This is a genomic window from Hyalangium gracile (assembly GCF_020103725.1).
GTDB classification, from domain to species: domain Bacteria; phylum Myxococcota; class Myxococcia; order Myxococcales; family Myxococcaceae; genus Hyalangium; species Hyalangium gracile.
In genome coordinates this window covers 1-23,262 of record NZ_JAHXBG010000001.1, presented here as the reverse complement: position 1 = coordinate 23,262, position 23,262 = coordinate 1, and the positions used below count along the sequence as shown (strand labels likewise).

The following is a 23,262-nucleotide window of genomic DNA, read 5'->3' as shown; positions in this document are numbered from 1 at the left end:
GCGTCAGGCCTCGGCCTGGAGCGGCGCCTGGGCGGCCTCGGGCTCGCAGGGGAGGAAGAGGCGGAAGGTGGTGCCCTGGCCCGGCTCGGACTCGAGCGTCACGCGGCCCGCGTGGGACTCGACGATGCGCTTGACGATGGCCAGGCCCAGCCCCGTCCCCTTGGCCTTGGTGGTGAAGAAGGGCTCGAAGATGCGCGAGCGCAGGTCCGGGTGGATGCCCGTGCCCGTGTCGGTGAACTCCACCTGCACCTCGGGCCGCGGGCCCGTCGCGCGGCACACGCCCACCCGCAGGGTGCCGCCCTGCGGCATGGCCTGCACGGCGTTGAGGGCGAGGTTGAGGAAGGCCTGGCGGATCATCCGCTCGTCCACCAGCACCGGCACGTCGGCCTCCAGGTCCCACTCCACCTCCACCTTGCCGGTGGCGTCCGTCAGCGCCGAGCGCACCGAGTCCTCCAGCAGCTTGCGCAGCGGGATGGGCGTGGGCGAGGGCGAGGGCGGCCGCGCGAAGTGCAGCAGGTCGTCCACGATGCGGTTGAGCCGGTCGGCCTCCTCCGCGACGATCTCCACCAGCGGCAGCGCGGGGTTGGAGGTGCCGATGAGGCGGCGGATATAGGAGACGGAGTTGAAGATGGCGCCCAGGGGGTTGCGCACCTCGTGGGCCACCACCGCCGCCAGCTCGCCGAGCGCCGCGAGCCGCTCGCGCTGGACGAGCTGCTCCTGCGTGCGGGCCAGCTCCGCGTAGCTCTTCTTGAGGTCCTCGATGAGGCGGGCCTGCTCCAGCGCCAGCGCCAGCTGGTTGGTGATGGCGGAGGCGCGCTCCACCTCCGAGTCCGTGAAGCGGCGCGGCCCGGACGTCTCGAGGATGATGGCCACGCCGATGGCGCGCTCGCGCACCACCAGGGGCAGCATCAGCGCGGCGGTGATGCCCAGCTCCTGGGCCAGCCGGTGGAGGCTCGGATCCTTCTCCGCGGCCTCCACGATGATGGGCATGCGCGTCTGGAGCGTCCTGGCCGAGAGCGAGCCATCCTGGGGCCGGATGGACACGGACAGGCCCTGGAGCTCCGGCTTGTGGTGGACGGAGGCGCGCAGCTCCAGCCGCTGGCCCTGGGCGTCCAGCAGCAGCAGGGCGGCGTCCGGCGAGCGGGCGATGAGCGCCAGGCCCTCCACGCCGATCTGCATCAGCAGATCCATCTCCAGGGTGGCCACCATCTTCCGGCTCACCTCGTGGATGAGGGCGAGATCATCCGCGCGGCGGCGCACCTCGGTGAGCAGGCGGTGGGACTCGGTGGCGGCGGCGAAGTGCGCGCCCATGGCCTGGAGCGTCTCGCGCTCCAGGTGCGACAGCCCGCGGCGCTGACGGAAGGCGACCACCAGCGTGCCCACCAGGCGCGAGCGCACCCGCAGCGGCACCACCGCCACCGTGGAGTAGCCCTGGCGCAGCATGTGCTGGCGCGTGGGGCCGGTGCAGGACTCGGCCTCCAGCACCAGCGCCGAGCCCTGCTCCATGGCCTGGCCGGAGATGCTGCCGCGCACCGGCATCCGCCCGTACTGCTCGGCGCTGATGGCGTCCAGGCCCTGGGCGTACACCAGCTCCATCTCCTCGGAGCCGTCCTTGCGCAGGAAGAGGCCCAGCGCCTGGCAGTCCAGCAGCCGGGTGATCTCCTTGGTGCCGGGGCCGAAGAAGTCCCGGGGCTCGCGGGCGGTGGCCGCCGTGGAGGCCAGGCGGTTGAGCGCGGCCAGCGAGGTGTTCTGCGCGGACAGCTGGGAGATGGTGAGCGCCGCGTCCAGCGCGGCGGACACCTGGGCGCCGAAGAGCCGCAGCGGGGGCAGCTCCTCCTCGCGCAGCCAGGGCGTGGCCACCACGAGCACCGCCCGGCGCATGCCGCTGACCTCGATGCGCACGCCGATGACGTGGAGCCGGGCCTCGGTGAGGCGCTTGCGCAGCCGGTCCGGGAGCTCCTCCCTCAAGAAGTGGAAGGCCTCCCGGGCGAACTCGGGGGCATACGCCGAGCCCTCCTGCCAGGTGCGCTCCAGCAGGGGAGACCAGAGGCCCGTCATCCCCTCCCTCCAGGCGCGCTCCATGGACGGCTCGGAGAGCTCGGGGGGCACGTACAGCCGCTCGAGCAGGGCCCGCTCGCCCACCGGCATCACGTAGGCGAAGGTGAAGCCCAGCTCCACCAGCCCGTCGAAGACGCGGGTGAGCACCTCCTTCTCGGTGCCCATGCCGGGCAGGCTGGCGCCCAGCTCCGCCAGCCGCTGGAGCACGGTGCGGTGGTGGGCGCGGGCGCTCATGTCCCGGACGAGCAGCAGCGCGTCCTGCCCCTCGACGGAGATGGACACCTCCACGCGCCGCTCCCCGGCGGGGGTGCGCAGCAGGAGCTCGAACACCGAGGGCACGTCCTCTCCGCGCATGCGGCGCGTGTGGCGCTCCAGCAGCGCCTCGCCCTCGGGGAAGCGCCGGAGCAGCTCCTGAACGGAGCGCCCGATCAGCTCCCCGGTGGGGCGCCCCAGCAGGTCCAGCAGCGACGCATTGGCGTAGATGACCCGCCCGTCCCGGATGACTCCAAGACAGAGGGGCATCGCGTCGAAGTGCCGGTACTGCGTGCCGGCTTCACTGGACGTCGTCACAGGCGCGAAACATCGCACCCGGGACCCTCCGAGGGGAAGCGACCGTCCCGACTCGGGGGGGCCCCACTGTTGGCCGGGTGGCGGAGACTCAGGCGCTGACGTGGGGGTGGGTCTTCTCGTAGGTGCCGATCAGCTCCGCCTCCGCGAGCACGTGGCCTCGGATGGCCGCGAGCAGCTGGTCGCGAGTGGGCGAGCCCAGGTCTGGCAGCACGGTGTCCAGGGCGTACAGGCGGTAGAAGTAGCGGTGGCGGCCGATGGGCGGGCACGGGCCTCCGTAGCCGGGGCGCTGCCAGTCATTCAGTCCCTCGAGGGCTCCTCTGGGCAGCATGTCGGGGCGTGCGCCCTCGGGGATGTCCCGGGTGCCGGGAGGCAGGTTGTAGAGGAGCCAGTGGCACCAGGTGCGCTGGGGGTGGCGAGGATCCGGCGCGTCGGGGTCCTCGACGACGAGGGCCAGGCTGCGCGTCCCGGGGGGGACTTCTTCCCAGTGGAGGGGCGGGGACCTGTCCTCTCCCTCGCAGGTGAAGGCGATGGGGATGGTCTCGCCGTCCTGGAAGCGGGGCGAGGTGAGGTGGAGTGGCTTCGGCATGGTGTCCTCCTCCCATGAGCAGGGAGTCCCTTCTCAAGCTGGCGCTGGTGGGGCGGTGATGGCGACTGTGGAAGTAGCGGGACGTGGGCTCGCGCCCCTGGTCTAGAGTCAGGCGCAGTGAAGCCACCAAGGAGCCTCGCCGATGGACCTGGAGCATGGCCTCGTCCCCATCATTCCCTGCGATGACCTCGATGAGAGCCAGGCCTTCTATGAGCGCCTGGGCTTCAAGGCGGAGTCGATCTACCCCGCGGAGCGCTACCGCATCCTGCGGGACCCGAGTGGGGCGCGCGTCCATCTGACCGGCACGGTCCCGGGTTGGGTGGTCCCCGAACGCAACCCCTACGGCGTCTACTTCTACGCCCAGAATGTGGACGCGCTCGCCGCCCGCTTCGGCCGCCAGGCGGAGGACAAGCCCTGGGGCATCCGGGAGTTCGCGGTCTCGGATCCGAGCGGTACGCTGGTGAGGGTGGGCTGGCCGCGCTAGCCGCGCGAGCGGCCCCGCGAGCCCGACGGGCCCTCCCGTTCCCCAACCTGCGCTTCCCGCAGCCCTAACCCGGACTGGTACCTGGGCCCCCCCCGCCGACGGTAGCGGTTGCGCATGCCGCATCTTCAGTGCTAAGCGGCGCGCGCGCGTGGATTCTGGCGGCGGCGGCGGCGGCGGAAACCTCAGGCTTTCCCGGGAGTTGGTGAGGCGTCCGATGGCAGAGGAGCCCCGGGAACAGGGTGGAGAGGGGCAGGAAGGCAGCGAGCTGGGCCCGAGCGCCCGGCAGATGAGGGCGGCCATGCCCTACATCTCCGCGGTCTGGAAGATGGTGGGCGGGACGGCGGTGGGGGTGATCGGCGGGCTGCTGCTGGACCGGTGGCTGGGGACCAAGCCCTGGATGCTGGTGGGGTTGAGCGTGGTGGGCACCGTGGTGGGCTTCTACGGGTTCCTGCATGAGATGACCCGGCTGGGGAAGAAGAAGTGAAGGACACGGCCGGGGCAGGGGAGACCTTCCAGAACCACGCGATGGTGGCGGCGGGGGTGGCGGTGGTGGGCATGGCGCTGGCGGCGGGACTGCCGCAGGCGCCCGAGCACCGGTGGCCGGCGTTGTGGGGCACGGGGTTGGCTGCGCTCACCGGGGTGGTGTCGCTGGCGCTGAAGCGAAGGGCGGTGCGGCGCAGCCTCCCGGCGGCGCTGAAGGTGGTGGGCCTGGTGTTCGCGCTCCGGGCGGTGACGGTGGGGGCCGGGCTGTACGCGATGGTGTCGCGGGGAATGGGGCCGTGGGGATTCGTCGTCGGCTTCTTCGGCGTCTACTTTGTGCTGCAGTGGGTGGAGATCAGCTACGTGAACGCCGCCTCCAAGAGCGCGGCGAGCGGAGACGAGTGATGCGCAAGGCAATGGTCCTGTTCGCCAGTCTGTTCGCCGGTATCGCGCTGGCCGCGGAGCCGTCGGCCGCGGCGGGCGATCAACCCAAGGAGGACGTGGCCGGCTTCATCATGCACCACGTGGCGGACTCGCCGGAGTACGAGTTCGAGATTCCCCTCAGCCACGACCACGTGACCATCCACCTGCCGCAGATCCTCATCCCCCTGAAGGAGGGGGCCTGCGCGGCGCCCGCGGGCGAGCACGGCGCGGCCGAGGGCGGACACGGCGCGGCGCACCCGGGGCTGCTGGCCGGCTGCCTGGACCTGTCCATCACCAAGCACACGGTGATGATGTGGCTGGCGGCGCTGCTGCTCATCGGCTCCATCCTCATCTGGAGCAACCGCGACAAGTCGAAGCTGGTGCCGCGCGGGGCGGGCGCCAACATCTTCGAGATGCTGGTGCTCTTCGTCCGGGACGAGCTGGCCATCAAGAACATCGGCAAGGAGGAGGGCCCGCGCTACGTGCCCTTCCTGCTCACCGCGTTCTTCTTCATCCTCTTCATGAACATGCTGGGCCTGTTCCCCTGGATGGCCACGGCCACGGGCAACATCGCCGTCACCTGCGCCCTGGCGCTGTGCACCTTCGTCCTCACCCAGGTGGCGGGCATCCGCGCGGCGGGCTTCGGCGGCTACCTGGCGCACCTCACCGGCGGCGTGCACTTCGCGCTGTGGCCCATCATGATTCCGGTGGAGATCCTGGGCCTGTTCACCAAGCCCTTCGCCCTCACGATGCGTCTGTTCGCCAACATGCTGGCGGGCCACATCGTCATCTTCTTCCTGCTCGGCCTCATCTTCATGATGAACAGCGCGGCGGTGGGCCTGGTGGCCGTGCCCTTCGCGATGGGCATCTACTTCCTGGAGCTGTTCGTGGCCTTCGTGCAGGCCTACGTCTTCACCATGCTCTCGGCGCTCTTCATCGGCATGGGCGTGGCCATGGGCCACCACGGTGACCACGCCCACGAGCACGGCGAGGGCCACCACGAGGGCGCGGTGAGCCACGACCACGGCCGCGGCCACCACGTCTGAGCAGGCTCCTCTGAGTTGGCGGGGCCTCCGGTAGCAGCGGGCGCCCCGGAAAGAACCCGGCGATTCGAAAGGTCGCCGGAGGTAGTCCAAAAGGGACGACGACCCCCCCACAAGCGGGTCCTACCTACGAAGAAAGAAGAAGTGCTCCCATGACCAACCTCGCTCTCGCGTTCCTCTCCGCCGGCATTGGCGCCGGCCTCGCCATCATCGGTGCCGGCCTCGGCATCGGTAAGCTGGCCGCCTCCGCCATGGAGGCCACGGGCCGTCAGCCGGCCGCCGGCGGCGACATCCGCACCTCCATGATCATCGCCGCGGCGCTCATCGAAGGCGCCACGCTGTTCGCGCTGGTGATCTGCATCCTGCTCGCCACCAAGACCTAGTCGAGCAGGCAGCAACCCCGGTCCGGCGCTCGCGCTTCTCCGCGGGCGCCGCGCCGCGGCCCGCTCCCCCCGTGGAGCACGAGGCCCCAGGCCTCCGACGTCGTGAACTCTCGCCGTACCCTCCCGCCCTTCCGCGAAGGATGACTTCGATGAACACCCTCCTCCTCGCCGCCAGCTTCCTGGAGGTCCGCCCGGGCCTCATCTTCTGGACCCTCATCACCTTCATCCTCGTCCTCGTGGTGCTGCGCTGGAAGGCGTGGGGCCCCATCCTCTCGCTCGTCGAGGAGCGCGAGAAGCAGATCGCCAGCGCCATCGAGAGCGCCAAGCGCGAGCGCGCCGAGGCCGAGAAGCTGCTGGCCGAGCAGAAGACGGCCATCGCCCAGGCCCGCCAGGAGGCCGCGGAGATGATGCGCCGCAACCAGCAGGACGTGGAGAAGTACCGCGAGGAGCTGATGGCCAAGAGCCGCAAGGAGGCCGAGGAGTTCAAGGCCCAGGCCCGGCGCGAGATCGAGGACCAGCGCGCCAAGGCCGTCGCGGACATCCGCGCCATGGCGGTGGACCTGGCCGTCGAGGTGGCGGGCAAGCTCATCGCCGAGCGGATGGATGACGCCAAGCACCGCGCGCTGGCCGAGCAGTTCGTCAAGGGCCTGCCCACGCCGGGCGGTACCCCGCGCGCCTAGCCCGGCTCGCCGGGAAGCAGCCCGCCGCCGGAGCTGTTCCAAGGAACCGTCATGGGTCTCTCCATCGGAATCGTCGGGCTGCCCAACGTGGGCAAGTCCACCCTCTTCAATGCGCTGTCCGCCGCCGGTGCTCAGGCGGCCAACTACCCGTTCTGCACCATCGAGCCGAACGTGGGCGTGGTGCCGGTGCCGGACGAGCGGCTGGACAAGCTGTCGGTGCTCATCAAGCCCCTGAAGAAGATCCCCACCTCGCTGGAGTTCGTGGACATCGCCGGCCTGGTGCGAGGCGCCTCCAAGGGCGAGGGCCTGGGCAACCAGTTCCTGGCCAACATCCGCCAGGTGGACGCGGTGCTGCACGTGCTGCGCTGCTTCGTGGATGACAACGTCACCCACGTCGAGGGCGGCGTGGATCCGGTGCGGGACCGGGACGTGGTGGACACGGAGCTGTGCCTCAAGGACCTGGAGACGGTGGAGAAGCGCCGCGAGCGCGCCCAGCGCAACGCCAAGATGGGCGGCAAGGCGGGCGACGAGGCCAAGGCGGAGCTGACGCTGCTGGACAAGGTCAAGGCTGGCCTGGACGCGGGCATCACCGTGCGCGGACAGAAGCTGACGGACGACGAGCGCGCCGCCATCCGCGAGCTGTTCCTGCTCACGGACAAGCCGGTGCTGTACGTGGCGAACATCTCCGAGGGGCAGATCGGCAAGGAGGATGAGTCTCCGCACGTGCGCGCCGTGAAGGAGATGGCCCAGAAGGAGGGCGCCGAGGTGGTGGTGCTCGCCGCGGCCATGGAGGCGGAGATCCAGCAGTTGCCCGAGGAGGAGCGGCCGGGCTTCCTGGAGAGCGCCGGGCTGAGCGAGCCGGGCCTGCACAAGGTGGTGCGCGCCGGCTACAAGCTGCTGGGCCTGTTCACGTACTTCACGGTGGGCGAGCAGGAGTGCCGCGCCTGGACCATTCACAAGGGCTACAAGGCCCCCCAGGCGGCCGGCGTCATCCACTCGGACTTCGAGCGCGGCTTCATCAAGGCCGAGGTGATGCGCTGGGAGGACCTGATCAAGCTCGGCAGCGAGTCCGCCGTGAAGGAGAAGGGCCTGCTGCGCGTGGAAGGCAAGGAGTACGTCGTCCAGGACGGCGACTGCATGCACTTCCGCTTCAACGTGTAGTCAGCCCCAGCGCCCCAGCCCGCGGCTGCGGGCGTAGAACCAGAAGGCCGTCACGACGAGCGCGATCACCGTATTGAGGATCGCCGAGCGTCGGTGGCGGCCTTCTTCGTCCGGGTAGCGGATGGCGAGCGTCCACTCGCTGCCCAGGCGCAGCACCAGGAACGCGAAGATGAAGATGGGCCCGAGCAGGGGCGGCGCCACGCCGGGCTTGAGCGTCACCGCCAGCGCGCCGATGAGCGCCGCGGTGCCCAGCATCCGCGAGACGATGAGCCAGGGGGGATAGGAGCGGGTGGTCGTCACGGGTCCACCCTATTGCTCGGCCGGCTCGAGGACGACACGAATCGTGTCGAAGTAGAGCGCGGTGTTGCCTTCGAAACCCGAGTCCGTGCCGACCAGCAGCCAGAGCCGACCCTCGCTGTTCGAGGTGATGCGGAGCGGGTCGTCCCGGTTGTCCCGGGTGATGCGCCGGTAGGTGGGGCTGGTGCAGTCCGTCGAGCCATTGGCGATGTCTCCCACTACCTGCGCGTTGGCGCCGCCCTCCGACTGGTTCCCCTTGTCCACGTTGAGCCGGTAGTGGCCCGTCTCGTTCGTCACGCGCGCGGGCTGGACGCTCGCGGCTCCCACCTTGAGGAACACGCTCTCGCCCGGAGCGCCGCCGATGCCCGTGCAGCCCGTGGCCGCGTTGCTCGCCAGCTCCAGCTCGAAGACGAGCGAGTAGGGCGTGTCGGGCCTCAGGTCCTCCACCGGGTGCGCGACGAACATGAAGAGGTCGTCGCTCACGTTCCTTCCCGAGAGGAAGAGCGCGCCTCCCATGAGCTGCGTCTCGGTGGGGAGCTCGCGGCGCTCGAAGAGGAAGTCGACGCTCGGTTCCTGGATCGGCGCCAGGTCCGTGAAGCCGGAGCTCCAGCCCTGCGTGCTCCCGTCGAAGGTGAAGAGCAGATCGCGCCGCCCGTCGGGCCCGTCGATGGACTCCGAGCAGGCCGATGACAGGCCCAGCAGCAGGCTCAGCAGCAGGGGATGTGGCCAGCGATAGGAACGAGGCATGGTGTCTTCCTGGTGCGGCGCGGGCCCCGACCGCCCGTGCGTCGGTCCTCATGTTGGTGTCGCTGCTCCGGGAGGGGAGTGCGGGCTGCTGGAGCCTGCCGCGGGAGCGTCCGCCACCTCGCGCTGTGTGTGGGGAACCATGACAACCGGTGAACGATCGGCCCCAGCAGATGTACTCCGGTGCTCGGGAGGCGCCTCCGCCAAGGACTGCCCGGCCAGGGAGGCCCCCTGTGCGCGGGCCGGTACCCAACTGGTATGACAAGCAGACCAGTTCGGACAGGCAGCGACCGGTCAGGGGGTGGACTGGTGGGGAGGCGGCTCCACGTACCTCGCACGTGGGCGCAGCAGGTGGCCCTGCTCACGCTGCTCCAGCACGTGGGCCACCCAGCCCGCCGCGCGCCCCACCGCGAACACCGCCGCCGCCGCGCCCGGAGGCAGCCCCAGCGCCGCCGACAGTGCCACGAGTCCAAGGTCCACCGTGGGTGGCGGGTGCCCCGCCTCGGCCATGGCCTCCACCACCGCGCGCACCATGCGCACCGCGGTGGGCTCCGGCCGCACGCCCCACGCCACCTCCAGCAGCGGAGGCGTGCGGGGATCTCCCTCCGGGTAGAGCGGATGTCCGAAACCCGGGACGGACTCGCCCCGCCGCAGCCGCTCGCGCACCACCGTGGCCGCGCGCTCCGGGCGCCCCACCTCCTGCATCAGCGCTTCGATGCGGTCGCAGGCGCCGCCATGCCGCGGGCCCGAGAGCGCCGCCAGCGCCGCGCTCACGCACGCATAGAGGTCCGCTCCGGAGGAGGCCGTCACGCGCGCCGTGAAGGTGGAGACGTTCAGCTCGTGGTCCGCGCACAGCACCAGCGCCCGGTTGAGGGGCTCCACCGCTCGCCTCACCTCCACCCCCAGCGCCCGAGCCAGCGAGGCCGCCACCGTCTCTTCCTTCAGCGCCTGCGCCACCCGCGACGCCCCTTGAGCTCCGCCCACCCACGCTCCGAGCTGACGCAGCACGCGTCGGGCCCGGAGCCGCTCCTGCTCCGGAGGCGCGGCGAAGCGAACGGGGTCCGCCGCCGCCAGCAGCGGCATCACCGCCGACAGCACGGTGAGCGGAGGCGCATCCCGGGGCAGCAGGCCCACCAGCGACGAGGGGGGAAACGGAAGCTCGGGCGCTGGCCACTGCATGGCGGTGTCCGGCAGCTCGCCCGTCCACAGCAGCTCCGCCACCTGCTCGAAGGAGCGCCCTTGCACCGCCAGCTCCACCGCCAGGTGCTTGCGATAGGCCAGCCCCTCCGCCCCCACGCGGGAGATGGACGAGTCGATGACGGGCTCGCCCCAGCGCAGCGCTCCCGAGGCCACCGCCGCGTGCCCCGCCCGGGCGTCGTGCCGCGCCTTCAGCCGCTCCAGGTCCGCGCGGACGTACCGGTTCTCCTTGGTGCCCGGCTCGGGCACACACCGCACGAGCCCTCGGCTCACGTACGTGTAGAGCGTCGCCCGCTTCACGCCCAGCAGCGCCGACGCCTGGGCCGCCGTCATCAGCTCCTCATGTCGATCATCGAATCGAGCTTGAGCCCGGCCATCGCTCCGCTTCACCATGCCTGTCGAAGCCTCCGGGAGAATTGTCGACTCGACTCGACTTGCTGTCGAGATGAACCTCGGAGCGGCAGGGAGGACGGTCATGCAGGCGGACTTCGGGCGGACGGCGGACGACTACGCGAAGCACCGCGCGGGCTTCCCAGAGTCCTTCTTCGAGCGGCTCGTGAAGGAGGGCGTCCTGCGGCCCGGGCTGCGCGCCGTGGACCTCGGGACGGGCACGGGCACGCTGGCCCGAGGGCTCGCGCGACACGGGTGCTCCGTCACGGGGCTCGACATCTCGGAGCCCATGCTGGAGACGGCCCGGCGGCTCGCCTCCGAGGAGGGGCTCTCCATCGACTACCGGCGGGCCCCGGCCGAGCGCACCGAGCAGACCTCCGGCGCGTTCGAGCTCGTCACCGCCGGCCAGTGCTGGCACTGGTTCGACCGGCCCGCCGCGGCCCGGGAGGCCCTGCGGCTGCTCGTGCCTGGAGGCCGGCTCGTCATCGCCCACTTCGACTGGCTCTCCCTGCCGGGGAACGTCGTGGAGGCCACCGAGGCGCTCATCGACACCTTCAACCCCGGCCCCCTCCAGCCCTACGTCCGGTACGGGCACGGCATGGGCCTCTACCCTCAGTGGTTCCAGGACGCGGGCGCCGCCGGGTTCGTCCGCCTGCAGTCCTTCTCCTTCGACGTGGACGTGCCCTACACCCACGAGGGCTGGCGAGGCCGCGTCCGCGCGAGCGCGAAGGTGGGAGGCTCGCTCCCGAACGACCAGGTCGCCCGCTTCGACGAGGCTCACGCCGCGCTCCTCTCCGCGCGCTTTCCGCGGGATCCGCTCTCCATTCCCCACCGCGTGTTCGCCCTCCTGGCCACACGCCCTTGAGCCAGGGCCTTCCCTTGGCCCATCCCCACGTCGGGGTGTGTCGCCTGCCGGTGCCTGGAGCGCTCTGCGCCATCCCGCTTCCGTCGCGGCGGGGGTAGGGTGCGCGCCATGGCTTCCCTGCCCGATCTGCTGGCCCGAGAGCGGCTCCTGAAGGACCGCGCGGCCGTCACCGAGGTGCTCGTTCCCGGCGAGCCGCCAGAGGTGTCCCTGCTGCGCCTGTGCGACGCCGGCCTGCTCCACGGGGGCCTCTCCGTCGCGCTGGGTGTGCGGCCGGACGAGCTCGTCGGCCCGCTCACCCAGGCCATGGGTGGCGCGGCTCGGGGCTTCAAGCTCGTGGATGTGCGTGAGCGCCGTACGCTGGAGCTGCACGTGCTCGTCGGCGAGAACACCGAGCGCTGGGAGGTGGAGGACCTGAGCGCGCTCGTCCACAACATGAATGATCTCTACCGGGAAGCCCCGGACGTCCGCGCCATCGCCGTGCTCGGCGAGTGGATGGATGCGCTCCAGCTGCTGTGCGTGGACAAGCGAGCCCTGCCGCGCCTGCTGCGCCAGTCCTTCTTCGCTCCCGTGAACGCGCGCGACCTGGCTCCGATCGCCGAGGGATCGTCGAGGAGCTGACCCCCAGGCTCGACCTCCCTTGGCAAGCTGGGGCAGCATGGCCCCATGCGGATCCAACTCTTCCTGCTGGGCCTGCTCGTCTCGGGAGCGGCGCTGGCTGAGCCGGACACCTTCGGGCTGGGGACAGGCCGGAATGGCTCCCTGCGGGTGGATGCTCCCAACACGGTCATCAACCGCTACGGGCAGCTCACCCTCAGCGCGCCGGCGGGGACGAAGGAGCTGACCCTCACCAACTCAGGACTCTTCACGGTGGGAGGGCTGGTGCTCATCCATCAGGCCGCGGGCCTGCAGCCCGCGCCCGTCTCGGGAGACCAGCGCCCCATCAACCTCAGCAGCGGCCCCGTGGGGCGCTTCGAGTACGCACGGGTGGAGAGCGTGCGCGACACCGGGCTGGTGCTGACCGCTCCGCTGCAGCACAGCTACGCGGCGAACGTGTCGCAGGTGGTGAGCGTGCCCGAGTACACGACCTTCCGGGTGAGCGCGGGAGCGTCCGTGAGGGCCCTGCCCTGGAATGGGAGCGTGGGCGGCATCGTGGCCCTGCTGGCCACGGGGCGGGTGACCGTGGAGGGGGCCATCGTCGCGGATGGCGCGGGCTTTCGCGGCGGCGCCTTCGTGAACCACCCCAACCTCGAGCAATGCATCTCGCTCGATGAGGCTGCCGGCAACGGCGGTTCCTATAAAGGAGAGAGCGTGGTGGCCGGGCGCTTCGGCGCCGCGTCCGGGCGGGGCAACCTGGCCAACGGCGGCGGGAGCGGTGTGTGCCACAACTCCGGGGGCGCCGGAGGAGGCCACGCCGGCATCGGCGGCAAGGGCGGGTTCACCGTCGAGAGCAACAGTGAGCGGGGCGGTCTGGGCGGAGCGCGCGTGGCCTACCTGCCCTACGAGCAGCTCCTCTTCGGAGGTGGAGGCGGCGGCGGAGGTGGGCATGTGGATGCCAAGACGGCGGGCGGCGCCGGAGGAGGAGCAATCCTCATCCGCGCGTCGGAGATCTCCGGCGCGGGTCTGTTCAGCGCGATGGGCGCCACGGGGACGTACACCGCGTCCTCGCTCGATGACGGAGCTGGAGGCGGTGGCGCGGGAGGCTTCATCTCCCTGCGTACCGCGCAGGGGCTGAGCTGCAACCTGGCGCGGGCGTCGGGAGGGGCGGGAGGAGACGCCCTGAGTCCCGACAATGCGTCCGGCCCCGGCGGAGGGGGCGGCGGCGGCATCATCTTCCTGCAAGGCAATCCCATCAGCTGTCAGACCTCGGTCGTCGCCGGGCTCGGCGGACAGTCGACGGTGACGGGCGACACCAATGGGGCGGGACCGGACTCCGTCAACAGCGGCGACTCCCAGGGCGACGAGCAGCAGTACCCGCTGCCGTACCAGGTGCCTGCCACGCCCACGCTGACCCAGCCCGCGAACGGGGCCACGGGGCTGCCCCGGCGGCCTCACATCGAGGGCGCGGCGGATCCTGGTGTCGTCGTCCACCTGTTCCTGGATGGCGAGGCCTACACGCGGGTGGTGGCGGGCGGCTCGGGCGTGTTCACGTACGAGCCGCCGCTGGACATGGCTCCGGGCGCGCACACGCTGCAGGCCTCGGCGGAGGTGTTCGGCGCCTACAGCCCGCGCTCCACGGTCAACCAGTTCGACGTGGGAGCAGACCCAGGCGATGGCGGCATCCCGGATGGAGGCTCCACCCCGGATGGAGGCTTCACCCCGGATGGAGGCTCCACCGGGGATGGAGGCCTGTTCGGAGACGCGCCCATCCTGGTCGTCCCCATGCAGGACGAGGCGGTGGAGGCGCTGACCTCGTTCGCGGGCATGAGCCCCAGCGGAGCCTCCGTGAGCATCGAGGTGGACGGCGCCGAGGTGGCCCGCGTGCCCTTGGATGATCAGCGGCGCTTCCGCTACACGCTCACCGATGCGCAGAAGCTCGCGCCGGGCGCTCACGGCGCCATCGTCCGTGCCTGGGACCAGAATGGCTTCGCGGGCGCTTCCTCCGGCGAGACTCGCTTCGAGGTGAAGTCCCCCCAGGTGCTCGAGGCGGGCTGTGGCTGTGGCGCCTCTCCGGGCGCGGGGATGGGCGCCCTGGCGCTGCTCGTCGGGCTGGGCGCGGCGCGGCTGCGGCGGCGGGAGTAGGCCGCTCAGGGCGTGCCGAGGATGAGGCCGAGGGCCGCCACTGTCCGCGCGTCCCCTCCCTCGGCGAGCGTGGGAGGCAGCTCGAGGTACACCGGACTCTCGATGCGTCCTGCGCACGAGCGCCAGCCCTCGTACCGGCTGCTCGCCACCGACGATGCCCGTCACCTGGTCCCGCTTCAGCACCGGGGCCGAGCCGCGTCCCTTATTCCCGGCGCCGTGAGCTGCCGGGTTGGATCTCGGGCGCCGCTCCGGGCTCCTCGTTATGCTGGAGTACTCGAGTCTGGCGGCAGGGCCTGCGCCGCGGATGGAGCGACGGATGGCGGAGTCCTCTCAGGGCTTGGAGCGCGAGCAGCACGACGGTGTCCCGCTGAGCCAGGTTCCCATCGGCCTCATCATCCGAGGCATGGTCGCCATCGTGTTCGTGGTGGGCCTGGTGGGCGGCCTGCATGGCTACCTCGGGCTGCGGCTGGTGTCGGAGCCGAACCTGGGGCAGCCGTGGGAGGCGCTCGGCTACGCAGCGCTGGCGCTGCTCTTCTTCTCCATCCCCATGGGCTTCGTGGCCTCGCGCCGCCGGCCCACCGCGCTGAACCAGGCGCTGTACTGGACGTCCATGCTGTGGCTGGGCACCTTCGGGCTGCTGCTCACGGCCACGCTCGTGGCGGACCTGCTCGGCGCGGTGTGGGGCCTGCTGGGCTCGGCGCCCGACGCCCAGGCGCTCGCGCGGGGCAAGGCGGCGGGCGTGGTGGCGGTGGTGCTGCCGGCGCTCGCCGTCGCCTTCCTCACCGCCCGCGGCCGCGCGCGGGTGGAGCGGCTGCGGATTCCCGTCCAGAAGCTGGGCCAGGGCCTGCACGGCGTGCGCGTGGTGCAGATCTCCGACGTCCACATCGGCCCCACGCTGGACAGGCACTTCCTGCGCCGCGTGGTGGAGCAGGTGAACGCGCTGGAGCCGGACATCATCGCGGTGACGGGAGACCTGGTGGACGGCAGCGTGCGCACGCTGCGCGACGAGGTGGCCCCGCTGTCCGGGCTGCGCGCGCCGCTCGGCGTCTACTACGTCACCGGCAACCACGAGTACTACCACGGAGGCGCCGCGTGGGCCGCCGAGGTGGCGCGGCTGGGGCTCACCGTGCTGCACAACGAGCACCGCGTCATCGAGCGCTCCGAGGCGCGGCTCGTGGTGGCCGGGGTGACTGACCACGAGGGCGGGCGCATGGATCCAGCCCACGCGTGCCGGCCGGACCTGGCGCTCGAGGGGGCTCCGGAGGATGTGCCGCGCGTGCTCCTGGCGCACCAGCCGCGCACGGCGTTCCTGGCCCAGGGGCTGCGCGTGGACCTGCAGCTGTCCGGGCACACGCACGGCGGCCAGCTCTTCCCCTTCATGTTCTTCGTGAAGCTCCAGCAGCCCGTCATCCGCGGGCTGGCGCACATCGCGGGCATCCGCGTGTACACCAGCCGTGGCACCGGCTACTGGGGACCTCCGCTGCGCCTGGGGCCCGCGCCCGAGATTACCGAGCTGACCCTGGTGGCGGAGTGAGCGCCGCTCCAGCCCCGCGGGGCGAGCGCGCTCGGCCTGCCGGACTCCAGAAATGACACGAGGCTCCCGCTGGGATGAGACGGGAGCCCCATGATGGGCGGTTGAAGTGGGGGATGATGGCTTCAGCCGCGATACTGGTGGATGGACATGATGGGGTAGTTCATCGAGGAGAGGCTGATCCGCTGAGAACCATCCGGGTTCACGTTGTTGGAGCCGATGAACTGGGGCTTGCCGTCCTTCATGCCCGCGAACATCACCACGTGCTGCCCACCCGGCGTCTTCATGCTCACCACGTCGCCCGGCCTGGCATCGGCCAGCGAGACGCGCTTGAAGTTCGGGTCCTTGTCCAGGTTGGCCTGCAGGCCCATCACCGAGTTGTTGTGCTGGGCGTTGGAGATCTGCCCGGCCTGCTCGAGGCACGCGGAGACGAAGTTGGCGCAGTTGACGTTGTTGGGGACCCAGTCCTCCATGTCCGCGCCGACGCCGCTCTGCTCCAGCTTCAGCGAGCCGGCGTTCTTGCCCAGGTGCGACTGGGCGATGTCGAACGGGCTGCCACCGGGGCCGCGCGTGCCCGGGCCCGCGTTCACGGGGCCCTGCGGGCCCGCCGCGCCAGGGGTGCTCCCAGGACGGCTGCCGCCACCGGTGCTGCCGACGAACTCATCTCGCGAGCCGGGGATGTTCAGCATCTTCCCCGTGAAGATCTTGTTGGCGTCCTTCACCTGGGGGTTGGCCTTCATGAGCGCGCTGACGGAGGTGTTGTAGCGCTGGGCCAGCTTCGACAGGGTGTCGCCAGACTGAATCCGGTAGCTCATTGAGGTGGTCACTCCAGGCCGCGAGAAGATTTTCGAAAAGATTCTCGAAACCTGAGTCCCACAAGTTGCGTATTCAGATGTTTCTTCCCCACATTTCAGCCCAAGTCGGTCCTGTGCCGTCTAAGTGTCTGAAATGATTCGGGAATGCCGGGGCGGGTCTGCCGGAGCCGGGCAGGCGGCCTACGCTGGAGCAGGCACACGGGGGTGAGGGGGCCCTTTGGATGGGTGAATCTCAGTGGGAGCTGAACCTCGACTGGGTGACGCCGCAGGTGGCGGTGGGGGGGCGCTTCCCCATCGAGGCCGCGGAGCACCTGGCGTTGCGGCTGGGCATCCGCCACGTGGTGGATGTGCGGGTGGAGGCGTGTGACGACGAGCACGTGCTGCGCGAGCACGGCATCACCCTGCTGCACCTGCCCACCCTGGATCTGCGCGCGATCAGCCTGCCCATGCTGCGCGACGGGGTGCGGTGGGTGACGCAGCACCTGGAGCGAGGCCACAAGGTGTACATCCACTGCGAGCACGGCGTTGGCCGGAGCGCGATGCTGGCGCTGTGCGTGCTGGTGGCGCAGGGAGACAGTCCGCTGGAGGCGCTCCGCCGGGCGAAGCGGGCGCGGCGGCAGGTGTCTCCCAGCCCCGAGCAGCTCGAGGTGTTCCTGTTCTGGGCGGAGGACTGGCGGGCGCAGCACCGGCTCTCGTGGGAGCTGCCGACGTTCGATGCCCTGGCGGACATCGCCTACAGCCACCTGCGCCGAGCGCTCACCAGCAAGGAGTGAGGTGATGCCTGCTCAGGACTTCGAGTTCATGAGCCAGGTGCCGATGAGGGACACGCTGCCAGTGACGAGGGGGAGCAGCCCGACCAGGCTGCCGCTGCCGAGCATGGCGATGGAGGGCCCCAGCCAGAGCAGGCTGCAGAGAATCAGCCAGAAGGACCCGATGCCCTTGATGACGCGATTGCCCATGTTGTGGCCGAGCAGCGTCATGCCCGCGGGCAGGAAGGTGAGGCAGGAGACGAGGGTCAGGAAGACCAGCAGGGCCGCGATCGAGTCCGCCTGGACGGACATGTAGAGCGCTGGGAGCAGCATCAGCGCCCCGAGGCCCATGAGGAGCCCGAAGCCCCACTTCCCATTGCTGGTGGAGAGCAGCGGGACGACGGGCTGCCCCTCTTCCTCGGAGACGGAGTCCTTGGCGGCGAGTGCCTCGGGGGGCACCTCGAGGGCGTAGGGGTAGCCGAGCTCCAGCAGGGCCTGGACCGCGGCGCCACGCACCGTGCGGCCGTCCCGGCCGGTGAAGTCCGCGAGGCGCTCATCCTCGATGAGGGCCAGCAGCAGATCCGCGCGCTCGCGAGGAGACTGGCCTTCGGGCAGCGGCCGGGAGAGGCCCGCGATCAGCGCATCCACGTCCGCTCGGCTGGCGCCGGGCGCGCGCACCTCATCCAGCAGCTCGTTCAAGGAGGGGAGCGGCTGCGGCACGGAGTCCACGCCGGACTTGGCGGACGCGTGAGGAGGAGCGGGGCGGGAGCGTTCCACGGCGGCATGATTCTACATGCTCCGGCGGGGGTTTGCTCCACCCCTGCCGCGGGAGGGACCGCCGCGCGCGGGGATCAGCGCGACTGGCCGTCGTGCTTCTGGACGTAGATGCGGCGGTGGAGCTGGTTCTGCTCGTGGGCGATCTTCGCGCGCTCGGAGGCGTCGAGGCGGCCGTCATCGGCGCGCTCCTGGCGGATCTCCTTCTTGATGGCCACGTGCTGCGCCTCGAGCCGCGCGGCCTCGGCCTTCGTCAGCTCGCCGCTCTTCACGCCCTGGACGATGCGCGCCTGCTGCCTCACCTGCCGCCGGTCCGCCCCGGCCGCCTCGGCTGGAGCCGCCATCATCAGGCCCACCACCACCGCCACAGCCAGAGAGATGCTCTTCATCATGATCGTTCTCCTCGGGTTCGCGCCGGTCGTGCCGGCATCGTCTGTGCCGGCATGAACCCGAGGCCCCGGCGGAAGTTGCGGGCGGGAATTTCGCGCGGCTTTCCGGAGGGAGTTCCCCTGGAAGTCCGAGGGGTTGGCCGCCTGGGAGGCGCCACGCCACGCGGTGCTTGAACCGGGTGGGCGTCCGTCCCATCTTCCCGGGGTGAGCACCATCCCCCATCCCGACTTCACCGCCGAGCGCTTCGCGCGGGCCCCGGACGCCCGCTTCGAGCCCGCGCCGGCCGACGGTGTCCTCCCCGAGGGCTTCTTCACCACCACCAACCTGCCCACCTACGTGCGCGTGGGCGGGCGCTGGCGCATGCCCCGCGAGCCGCGGATGGACAGCGCGCTGGTGCTGGGCGCGGATGGGGAGCTGTGGACGCGCGAGGGGCGGCGCGTGCGCCAGGGAGACCGGGTGGCGATGGGCCACGCGGAGGACGGGAGCCAGGGGGTGTACGTGCACGCCTCGTGGCTGGCGGGTGGCGCGCAGGGCGAGTTCAAGTTCATGACGAGCGAGGTGTCGCGCGAGAAGCCCATCGACTACGCGCACCTGGCCCGGCTGCTGGTGGAGGAGCGCCGGCGGGGCGGCTACCCGGTGTGGGTGACGGGGCCGGCGCTGGTGCACTCGCGGGCGCGCATGGACATGACGTGGTTCATCGCCAACGGCTTCGTGGGCGCGCTGCTGGCGGGCAACGCGGTGGCGGTGCATGACATCGAGGCCTCCATCTTCGGCACCACGCTGGGGATGAGCGGCTCGGGCGAGGCGACGTCCGGGGGCCACGGCCTGCACATGCGCGCCATCAATCAGGTGCGCGCGGCGGGCTCCATCGCCAGGGCGGTGGAGCAGGGCGTCATCAAGGACGGCATCATGCACGCGTGCGTGGCGCACCGGGTGCCCTTCGTGCTGACGGGCTCCATCCGGGACGACGGGCCGCTGCCGGACGTGGTGACGGACAACCTGGCCGCGCAGGACGCGATGCGTCGCCACACGGTGAAGGCCACCCTGGCGGTGATGATCGCCACGGCGCTGCACGCCATCGCCACCGGCAACATGCTGCCCGCGTTCGTCACCGAGCCGGATGGCTCGCTGCGCGAGCTGGCCACCATCTGCGTGGACTCGTCCGAGTTCGTGGTGAGCAAGCTGAAGGACCGGGGCACGCACCAGGCCTTCGGCGTCGTCACCAACGCCCAGGACTTCCTGCACATCCTCCGGCTCTTCGTGGAGCGCCAGCTGGCCGCCCAGCCATGAGTCGACCCGCCCTGTAATTTTGGCGTATCCTGGTGCGGTGTCCGACGATCCGGGCAGGGCGGGGTTGGGGGGGATGTCTCAACGTGCTACAAAAAGCTCAGCCCCTTGGAAGAGCTACGAGTCCCCAAACGCCGCGTGATGGCTCAGCTCGTCCTCCCCGGTGGGGAGGCGCGAGATGTGGCCGTATTTCTGGCCGAGCCCCTGGCCGGCGCGGAGGGTGAGCGGCTGTCGGATCTGCTCAACGCCGAGACGAAGTTCATCCCGGTCCAGGACGTGGCGACCGAGGCGATGGCCTTCGTGAACAGCGTCGCCGTGGCGGTGGCGCGGGTGGATGCCCGGCACGAGCTGCGCGACGTGGACAGGCTCACCATGCGCACCGAGCACGCGGTGGAGATCCGCCTCGTGGACGGGCAGCGGCTCAAGGGGCTCTTCGCCTACGTGCAGCCCGAGGGACGCTCGCGGCTCACCGACTATCTCAACGACGCGCCACCCTTCCTCCGGCTGCTGCAGGGGGACATGGTGGCGCTGGTCAACAAACGCCACGTCGCATACGTGGAAGCTCTCTCCCGCTGACGCCATGGCCAGGCTCGATCCCATCATCGAGAAGCTCTTCAAGGAATCCGGTCAGGAGTTGCTCATCGAGACCGGTGGCGGTGTGAACATGCGCACCCCCGCCGGGCTCCTGCCGGTGTTGAAGCAGAACCTCACCACCCAGCAGATCCTCGGGGCCATCTCCGAGCTGGTGCCCGCCGAGCAGCGGGCCAGCTTCCCGCCCGAGGGCACCACCGTCTTCCCCTACGCCGCGCCCGCCGGGCAGGTGCAGGTGACGCTGGAGAACGCCCAGGGACGAGTGAAGGTGTCCATCATCCAGCCGCCCGCGCCCGCGGTGGAGGAGAAGCTGGAGCTGGCCTCGCCGTACGAGATGCTCGAGATGGCGGCCCAGGCCTCCGAGCCGGCGCCCGTCCTTCCGGACACGGCCGAGCCTGGGCTGGAGCTGGTCTCGGACACGCACTGGCTGGAGATGTCCTCCGCGCCCGTGCTCTCCACGCCTCCCGCGCCGGTGGCTCCGGCGGCTCCGGTCATCGTGCCACCCGCGCCGGCGGCTCCCGTGGCAGCGGTGGCTCGGCCTGTCGCGGTGACTCCCGCGCCGGTTCCTGCGGGAGCGCTGGCGGAGGCTGCCGGGGTGGGGGCTCCACAGGCTCCAGTGTCTCCCGCGGCGGCGGCTTCGGCCGTACGCACCGCGCCGGCTCGGCCCGCGACGATTCCTCCCATGCCGGGTGTGCCCGCGCCTGCCGCCGTGCCCGCTTCCGCTCGGCCGATGGCGCAGGTTGCTGGGCCCGCCACGCATCCTCCGTTGCCTGGCGCTCCGGTGCCGGCTGCGGCGGTGGCCCCCGCGGCTTCCGTCGGGCCTGCCACGCATCCACCGCTGCCCGGCACGGCCGCGACGGCTGCGGGCTCGAGTGCTTCGAGCGCGGCGGCTTCACCCGTGGCGGCAATGCCGATCGCTTCGCCCGCGCCTGTTGCTCCTGCCGGGCCTGCCACGATGCCGCCAGTGCCTGCCGCGTCGCCCGTGCACGCCGTCCCTGCCGGGCCCGCCACGATGCCGCCGGTGCCTGCCGCGTCGCCCGTGCACGCCGTCCCTGCCGGGCCCGCCACGATGCCGCCGGTGCCTGCCGCGTCGCCCGTGCATGCCGCTCCCGCGGCAGTGGCTCCGGCGCCTGTCGCGGCCTCGCCTGCCGTGGCTGCTGCCGCCATGCCGGTGGCTGCCGCCGGACCAGCGACGCTTCCCCCGGTGCCTGTCTCAGCGCCTGCGCCGGTCGCAGCAGCGCCAGTTGCCGCCGCGGTGCCGGCCACGCAGCCTCCGGTGCCTGTCTCCGTGGCGCCCGCCGTAGCCGCGGCGCCCGTGACGCAGCCTCCCGTGCCAGTCGCCTCCGTGCCGGTGGCCACGGTGGCGCCCGCCGCTGCCTCCGTGCCCGCGACGCAGCCTCCGCTGTCCATCGCCGCCGCCGCCGCCGCGCCCGCTCGGGCGCTCACGCCCGCGCCCATGCCGGCGATTGCCCTGGCTCCGGCGTCTGCTCCCGATGCCCCGAGCCCTGCCGCGGCCCCTCTCACCGCCGAGGAGGTGGAGGACCACCGCAAGGACGCCGAGGCGCAGATGCTCGCCTTGATGGAGGCGATGCTGGCCCGCGGCGCGTCGGATCTGCACCTGTCGAGCGAGACGCTGCCGCACATGCGCATCGACGGCGACATGGTGCCCATCGAGGAGTACGGCCTCATCACTCCCGGGCGCCTCAAGGCGATGATCTTCAGCATCGCCCCGGAGAAGAACCGCAAGCAGTGGGAGGACCTCCACGACACGGACTTCGCCTATGAGACGACGGCGGCGCGCTTCCGCGTCAACGTCTTCGAGGACCGGAAGGGCATCGGCGCGGTGCTGCGGCAGATCCCCAACAAGATCCGCACGGCGGAGGAGATCGGCCTGTCCCGGCACGTGCTGGACATGTGCTTCCTCACCAAGGGGCTGGTGCTGGTGACGGGCCCCACGGGCAGCGGCAAGTCCACGACGCTGGCGGCGTTGATCGACTACGTCAACCGCCACCGTGAGGACCACATCATCACGGTCGAGGACCCGATCGAGTTCGTTCACAAGAACAAGAGCTGTCTGGTGAACCAGCGCGAGGTGGGGGTCCACACGCAGTCCTTCAAGAACGCGCTGCGAGCGGCGCTGCGCGAGGACCCGGACGTGGTGCTGGTAGGCGAGATGCGAGACTTGGAGACGATCGCCACCGCCATCGAGACGGCGGAGACGGGGCACCTGGTGTTCGGGACGCTGCACACGAACACTGCGGCGTCCACGGTGGACCGGATCATCGACCAGTTCCCGGCGGACCGTCAGCCGCAGATCCGGATGATGCTGTCGGAGTCGCTCAAGGGCGTCATCGCGCAGACGCTGTGCAAGCGCATCGGCGGCGGGCGGGTGGCGGCGCAGGAGGTGCTCCTGTGCACGGGCTCGGTGTCCAACCTGATCCGCGAGGGGAAGACGTTCCAGATTCCCTCGGTGATGCAGACCTCGCGCGGGCAGGGGATGGTGACGCTCAACGACTCGCTGCTCGACCTGGTGAAGAAGAAGGTGGTCGAGCCGAACGAGGCGCTGAGCAAGTCGGTGGCTCGCGCCGAGCTGCGCGCCATGCTGGAGCGCGCGGGCTTCAAGGCGGACCCGCCGGTCACGGGCGCGGGAACGGCGGCGGGCTCGACGGAGACTCCTGCCCCCACGAAGTGAGGCGGGCGCGGGCGGAGAGGCGGCCCTGGCGCTTCAGTGGGCCTGCTGACGGGCGTGGCGCTGGGCTTCGCGGAAGAGCTGGGTGCAGGAGTGGTCGAGCGGAGCATCCAGGCCATGGAGGGCGTGGCGAGCGCGGAGGAAGGGCAGCCACGCCCTGTCACCGATGATGACGGCGGCCTCCTCCAGCTTGCGGCGCGGCACCCAACGGCCACCGAGCAGGTCCACCAGGTAGCGACCGAGCCAGGCGCCCAGGGCGGGGACGAGCGTCTCTCGCTGCTCGTGGGTGATGTCCTTGCCCCAGCGCGAGCGCCACAGGTGCCAGTCCAGGCGGGG

Annotated in this window: 24 protein-coding genes and 1 pseudogene; 15 read left to right on the top strand and 10 right to left on the bottom strand. The window is 71.1% G+C overall.

The features are described 5' to 3' along the window. Nucleotides 1-3: 3 nt before the first annotated feature. Together KY572_RS00125 and KY572_RS00120 are read right to left on the bottom strand one after the other, a co-directional pair. Nucleotides 4-2,628 (bottom strand): GAF domain-containing protein, encoded by a 2,625-nt coding sequence (locus KY572_RS00125; RefSeq protein ID WP_317987781.1) that lies wholly within the window; start codon nt 2,626-2,628, stop codon nt 4-6. 88 nt (nt 2,629-2,716) lie between these two features. Further along, nucleotides 2,717-3,214, bottom strand: a complete 498-nt coding sequence (locus KY572_RS00120; protein ID WP_224240074.1) for a YbhB/YbcL family Raf kinase inhibitor-like protein — start codon at nt 3,212-3,214, stop codon at nt 2,717-2,719. 142 nt (nt 3,215-3,356) lie between these two features. On the opposite strand from KY572_RS00120, the gene KY572_RS00115 reads away from it, so the two are divergent. From KY572_RS00115 to ychF, 7 genes are all read left to right on the top strand, one after another. Further along, complete coding sequence (locus KY572_RS00115) at nt 3,357-3,698, top strand: VOC family protein (RefSeq protein ID WP_224240073.1); 342 nt, start codon at nt 3,357-3,359, stop codon at nt 3,696-3,698. 298 nt (nt 3,699-3,996) lie between these two features. Further along, nucleotides 3,997-4,182 carry an AtpZ/AtpI family protein gene (locus KY572_RS00110; RefSeq protein WP_317987780.1) on the top strand — a complete coding sequence of 62 codons (186 nt, stop codon included), beginning with the start codon at nt 3,997-3,999 and terminating at the stop codon, nt 4,180-4,182. Further along, a complete protein-coding gene (locus KY572_RS00105; protein WP_317987779.1) occupies nt 4,179-4,583 on the top strand; it encodes a hypothetical protein in 405 nt (134 codons plus the stop codon). The genes KY572_RS00110 and KY572_RS00105 overlap by 4 nt, the downstream gene beginning before the upstream one ends. After that, nucleotides 4,583-5,647 carry a F0F1 ATP synthase subunit A gene (gene atpB, locus KY572_RS00100; RefSeq protein ID WP_224240071.1) on the top strand — a complete coding sequence of 355 codons (1,065 nt, stop codon included), beginning with the start codon at nt 4,583-4,585 and terminating at the stop codon, nt 5,645-5,647. Before KY572_RS00105 ends, atpB begins: the two co-directional genes overlap by 1 nt. 149 nt (nt 5,648-5,796) lie before the next feature. Continuing rightward, nucleotides 5,797-6,027, top strand: a complete 231-nt coding sequence (locus KY572_RS00095) for an ATP synthase F0 subunit C (protein WP_224240070.1) — start codon at nt 5,797-5,799, stop codon at nt 6,025-6,027. Between the two features lie 149 nt (nt 6,028-6,176). Further along, the gene (gene atpF / locus KY572_RS00090; RefSeq protein WP_224240069.1) at nt 6,177-6,707 is read left to right on the top strand and encodes a F0F1 ATP synthase subunit B; all 531 of its coding nucleotides are present in this window, start codon (nt 6,177-6,179) and stop codon (nt 6,705-6,707) included. 51 nt (nt 6,708-6,758) lie between these two features. Continuing rightward, on the top strand, nt 6,759-7,868 hold the full coding sequence (gene ychF, locus KY572_RS00085) for a redox-regulated ATPase YchF (RefSeq protein WP_224240068.1): 1,110 nt from the start codon (nt 6,759-6,761) through the stop codon (nt 7,866-7,868). On the opposite strand, the gene KY572_RS00080 is transcribed toward ychF, so the two are convergent. From KY572_RS00080 to KY572_RS00070, 3 genes are all read right to left on the bottom strand, one after another. Then, nucleotides 7,869-8,168 (bottom strand): hypothetical protein, encoded by a 300-nt coding sequence (locus KY572_RS00080; protein ID WP_224240067.1) that lies wholly within the window; start codon nt 8,166-8,168, stop codon nt 7,869-7,871. A 9-nt stretch (nt 8,169-8,177) separates the two neighbouring features. After that, nucleotides 8,178-8,912, bottom strand: a complete 735-nt coding sequence (locus tag KY572_RS00075) for a hypothetical protein (protein ID WP_224240066.1) — start codon at nt 8,910-8,912, stop codon at nt 8,178-8,180. A 291-nt stretch (nt 8,913-9,203) separates the two neighbouring features. Continuing rightward, a complete protein-coding gene (locus tag KY572_RS00070) occupies nt 9,204-10,499 on the bottom strand; it encodes a citrate/2-methylcitrate synthase (RefSeq protein ID WP_224240065.1) in 1,296 nt (431 codons plus the stop codon). Between the two features lie 82 nt (nt 10,500-10,581). On the opposite strand from KY572_RS00070, the gene KY572_RS00065 reads away from it, so the two are divergent. The 3 genes from KY572_RS00065 (at nt 10,582) to agmC (ending at nt 14,100) form a co-directional block, all read left to right on the top strand. Further along, on the top strand, nt 10,582-11,361 hold the full coding sequence (locus tag KY572_RS00065) for a class I SAM-dependent methyltransferase (RefSeq protein ID WP_224240064.1): 780 nt from the start codon (nt 10,582-10,584) through the stop codon (nt 11,359-11,361). Between the two features lie 108 nt (nt 11,362-11,469). Then, nucleotides 11,470-11,979: a hypothetical protein gene (locus tag KY572_RS00060; protein WP_224240063.1), complete on the top strand. Its 510-nt coding sequence runs from the start codon at nt 11,470-11,472 to the stop codon at nt 11,977-11,979. Between the two features lie 45 nt (nt 11,980-12,024). Continuing rightward, entirely contained in the window at nt 12,025-14,100 is a 2,076-nt protein-coding gene (agmC, locus tag KY572_RS00055) for an adventurous gliding motility protein AgmC (RefSeq protein ID WP_224240062.1), read from the top strand. A gap of 5 nt (nt 14,101-14,105) precedes the next feature. On the opposite strand, the gene KY572_RS00050 is transcribed toward agmC, so the two are convergent. Continuing rightward, the gene (locus KY572_RS00050) at nt 14,106-14,249 is read right to left on the bottom strand and encodes a hypothetical protein (protein WP_224240061.1); all 144 of its coding nucleotides are present in this window, start codon (nt 14,247-14,249) and stop codon (nt 14,106-14,108) included. 167 nt (nt 14,250-14,416) lie between these two features. Between KY572_RS00050 and KY572_RS00045 the strand changes: the two genes are divergently transcribed. Further along, a complete protein-coding gene (locus tag KY572_RS00045; RefSeq protein WP_224240060.1) occupies nt 14,417-15,634 on the top strand; it encodes a metallophosphoesterase in 1,218 nt (405 codons plus the stop codon). 122 nt (nt 15,635-15,756) lie between these two features. Here KY572_RS00045 and KY572_RS00040 read toward each other — a convergent pair whose 3' ends face one another. After that, a complete protein-coding gene (locus KY572_RS00040; protein ID WP_224240059.1) occupies nt 15,757-16,446 on the bottom strand; it encodes a LysM peptidoglycan-binding domain-containing protein in 690 nt (229 codons plus the stop codon). Between the two features lie 221 nt (nt 16,447-16,667). Between KY572_RS00040 and KY572_RS00035 the strand changes: the two genes are divergently transcribed. Continuing rightward, nucleotides 16,668-17,219 carry a protein-tyrosine phosphatase family protein gene (locus KY572_RS00035; protein WP_224240058.1) on the top strand — a complete coding sequence of 184 codons (552 nt, stop codon included), beginning with the start codon at nt 16,668-16,670 and terminating at the stop codon, nt 17,217-17,219. A gap of 12 nt (nt 17,220-17,231) precedes the next feature. Here KY572_RS00035 and KY572_RS00030 read toward each other — a convergent pair whose 3' ends face one another. Further along, a complete protein-coding gene (locus KY572_RS00030; RefSeq protein ID WP_224240057.1) occupies nt 17,232-17,972 on the bottom strand; it encodes a hypothetical protein in 741 nt (246 codons plus the stop codon). Between the two features lie 74 nt (nt 17,973-18,046). Continuing rightward, nucleotides 18,047-18,361 carry a hypothetical protein gene (locus KY572_RS00025; protein ID WP_224240056.1) on the bottom strand — a complete coding sequence of 105 codons (315 nt, stop codon included), beginning with the start codon at nt 18,359-18,361 and terminating at the stop codon, nt 18,047-18,049. A gap of 202 nt (nt 18,362-18,563) precedes the next feature. Here KY572_RS00025 and KY572_RS00020 point away from each other — a divergent pair, with 202 nt between their 5' ends. The 3 genes from KY572_RS00020 to KY572_RS47670 all read left to right on the top strand — a co-directional run bounded on the left by KY572_RS00020 (nt 18,564) and on the right by KY572_RS47670 (nt 22,929). Continuing rightward, nucleotides 18,564-19,649, top strand: coding sequence for a putative NPN-dependent ornithine cyclodeaminase (locus KY572_RS00020; RefSeq protein WP_224240055.1), 1,086 nt, complete (start codon nt 18,564-18,566; stop codon nt 19,647-19,649). A 177-nt stretch (nt 19,650-19,826) separates the two neighbouring features. Beyond that, the gene (locus KY572_RS00015; RefSeq protein WP_224240054.1) at nt 19,827-20,222 is read left to right on the top strand and encodes a DUF6812 domain-containing protein; all 396 of its coding nucleotides are present in this window, start codon (nt 19,827-19,829) and stop codon (nt 20,220-20,222) included. A 4-nt stretch (nt 20,223-20,226) separates the two neighbouring features. After that, nucleotides 20,227-22,929 (top strand): type IV pilus twitching motility protein PilT, encoded by a 2,703-nt coding sequence (locus KY572_RS47670; protein ID WP_317987778.1) that lies wholly within the window; start codon nt 20,227-20,229, stop codon nt 22,927-22,929. Nucleotides 22,930-22,962: 33 nt separating this feature from the next. Here KY572_RS47670 and KY572_RS00005 read toward each other — a convergent pair. After that, nucleotides 22,963-23,262 (bottom strand): annotated as a pseudogene (locus tag KY572_RS00005) (hypothetical protein); the annotation flags it as partial.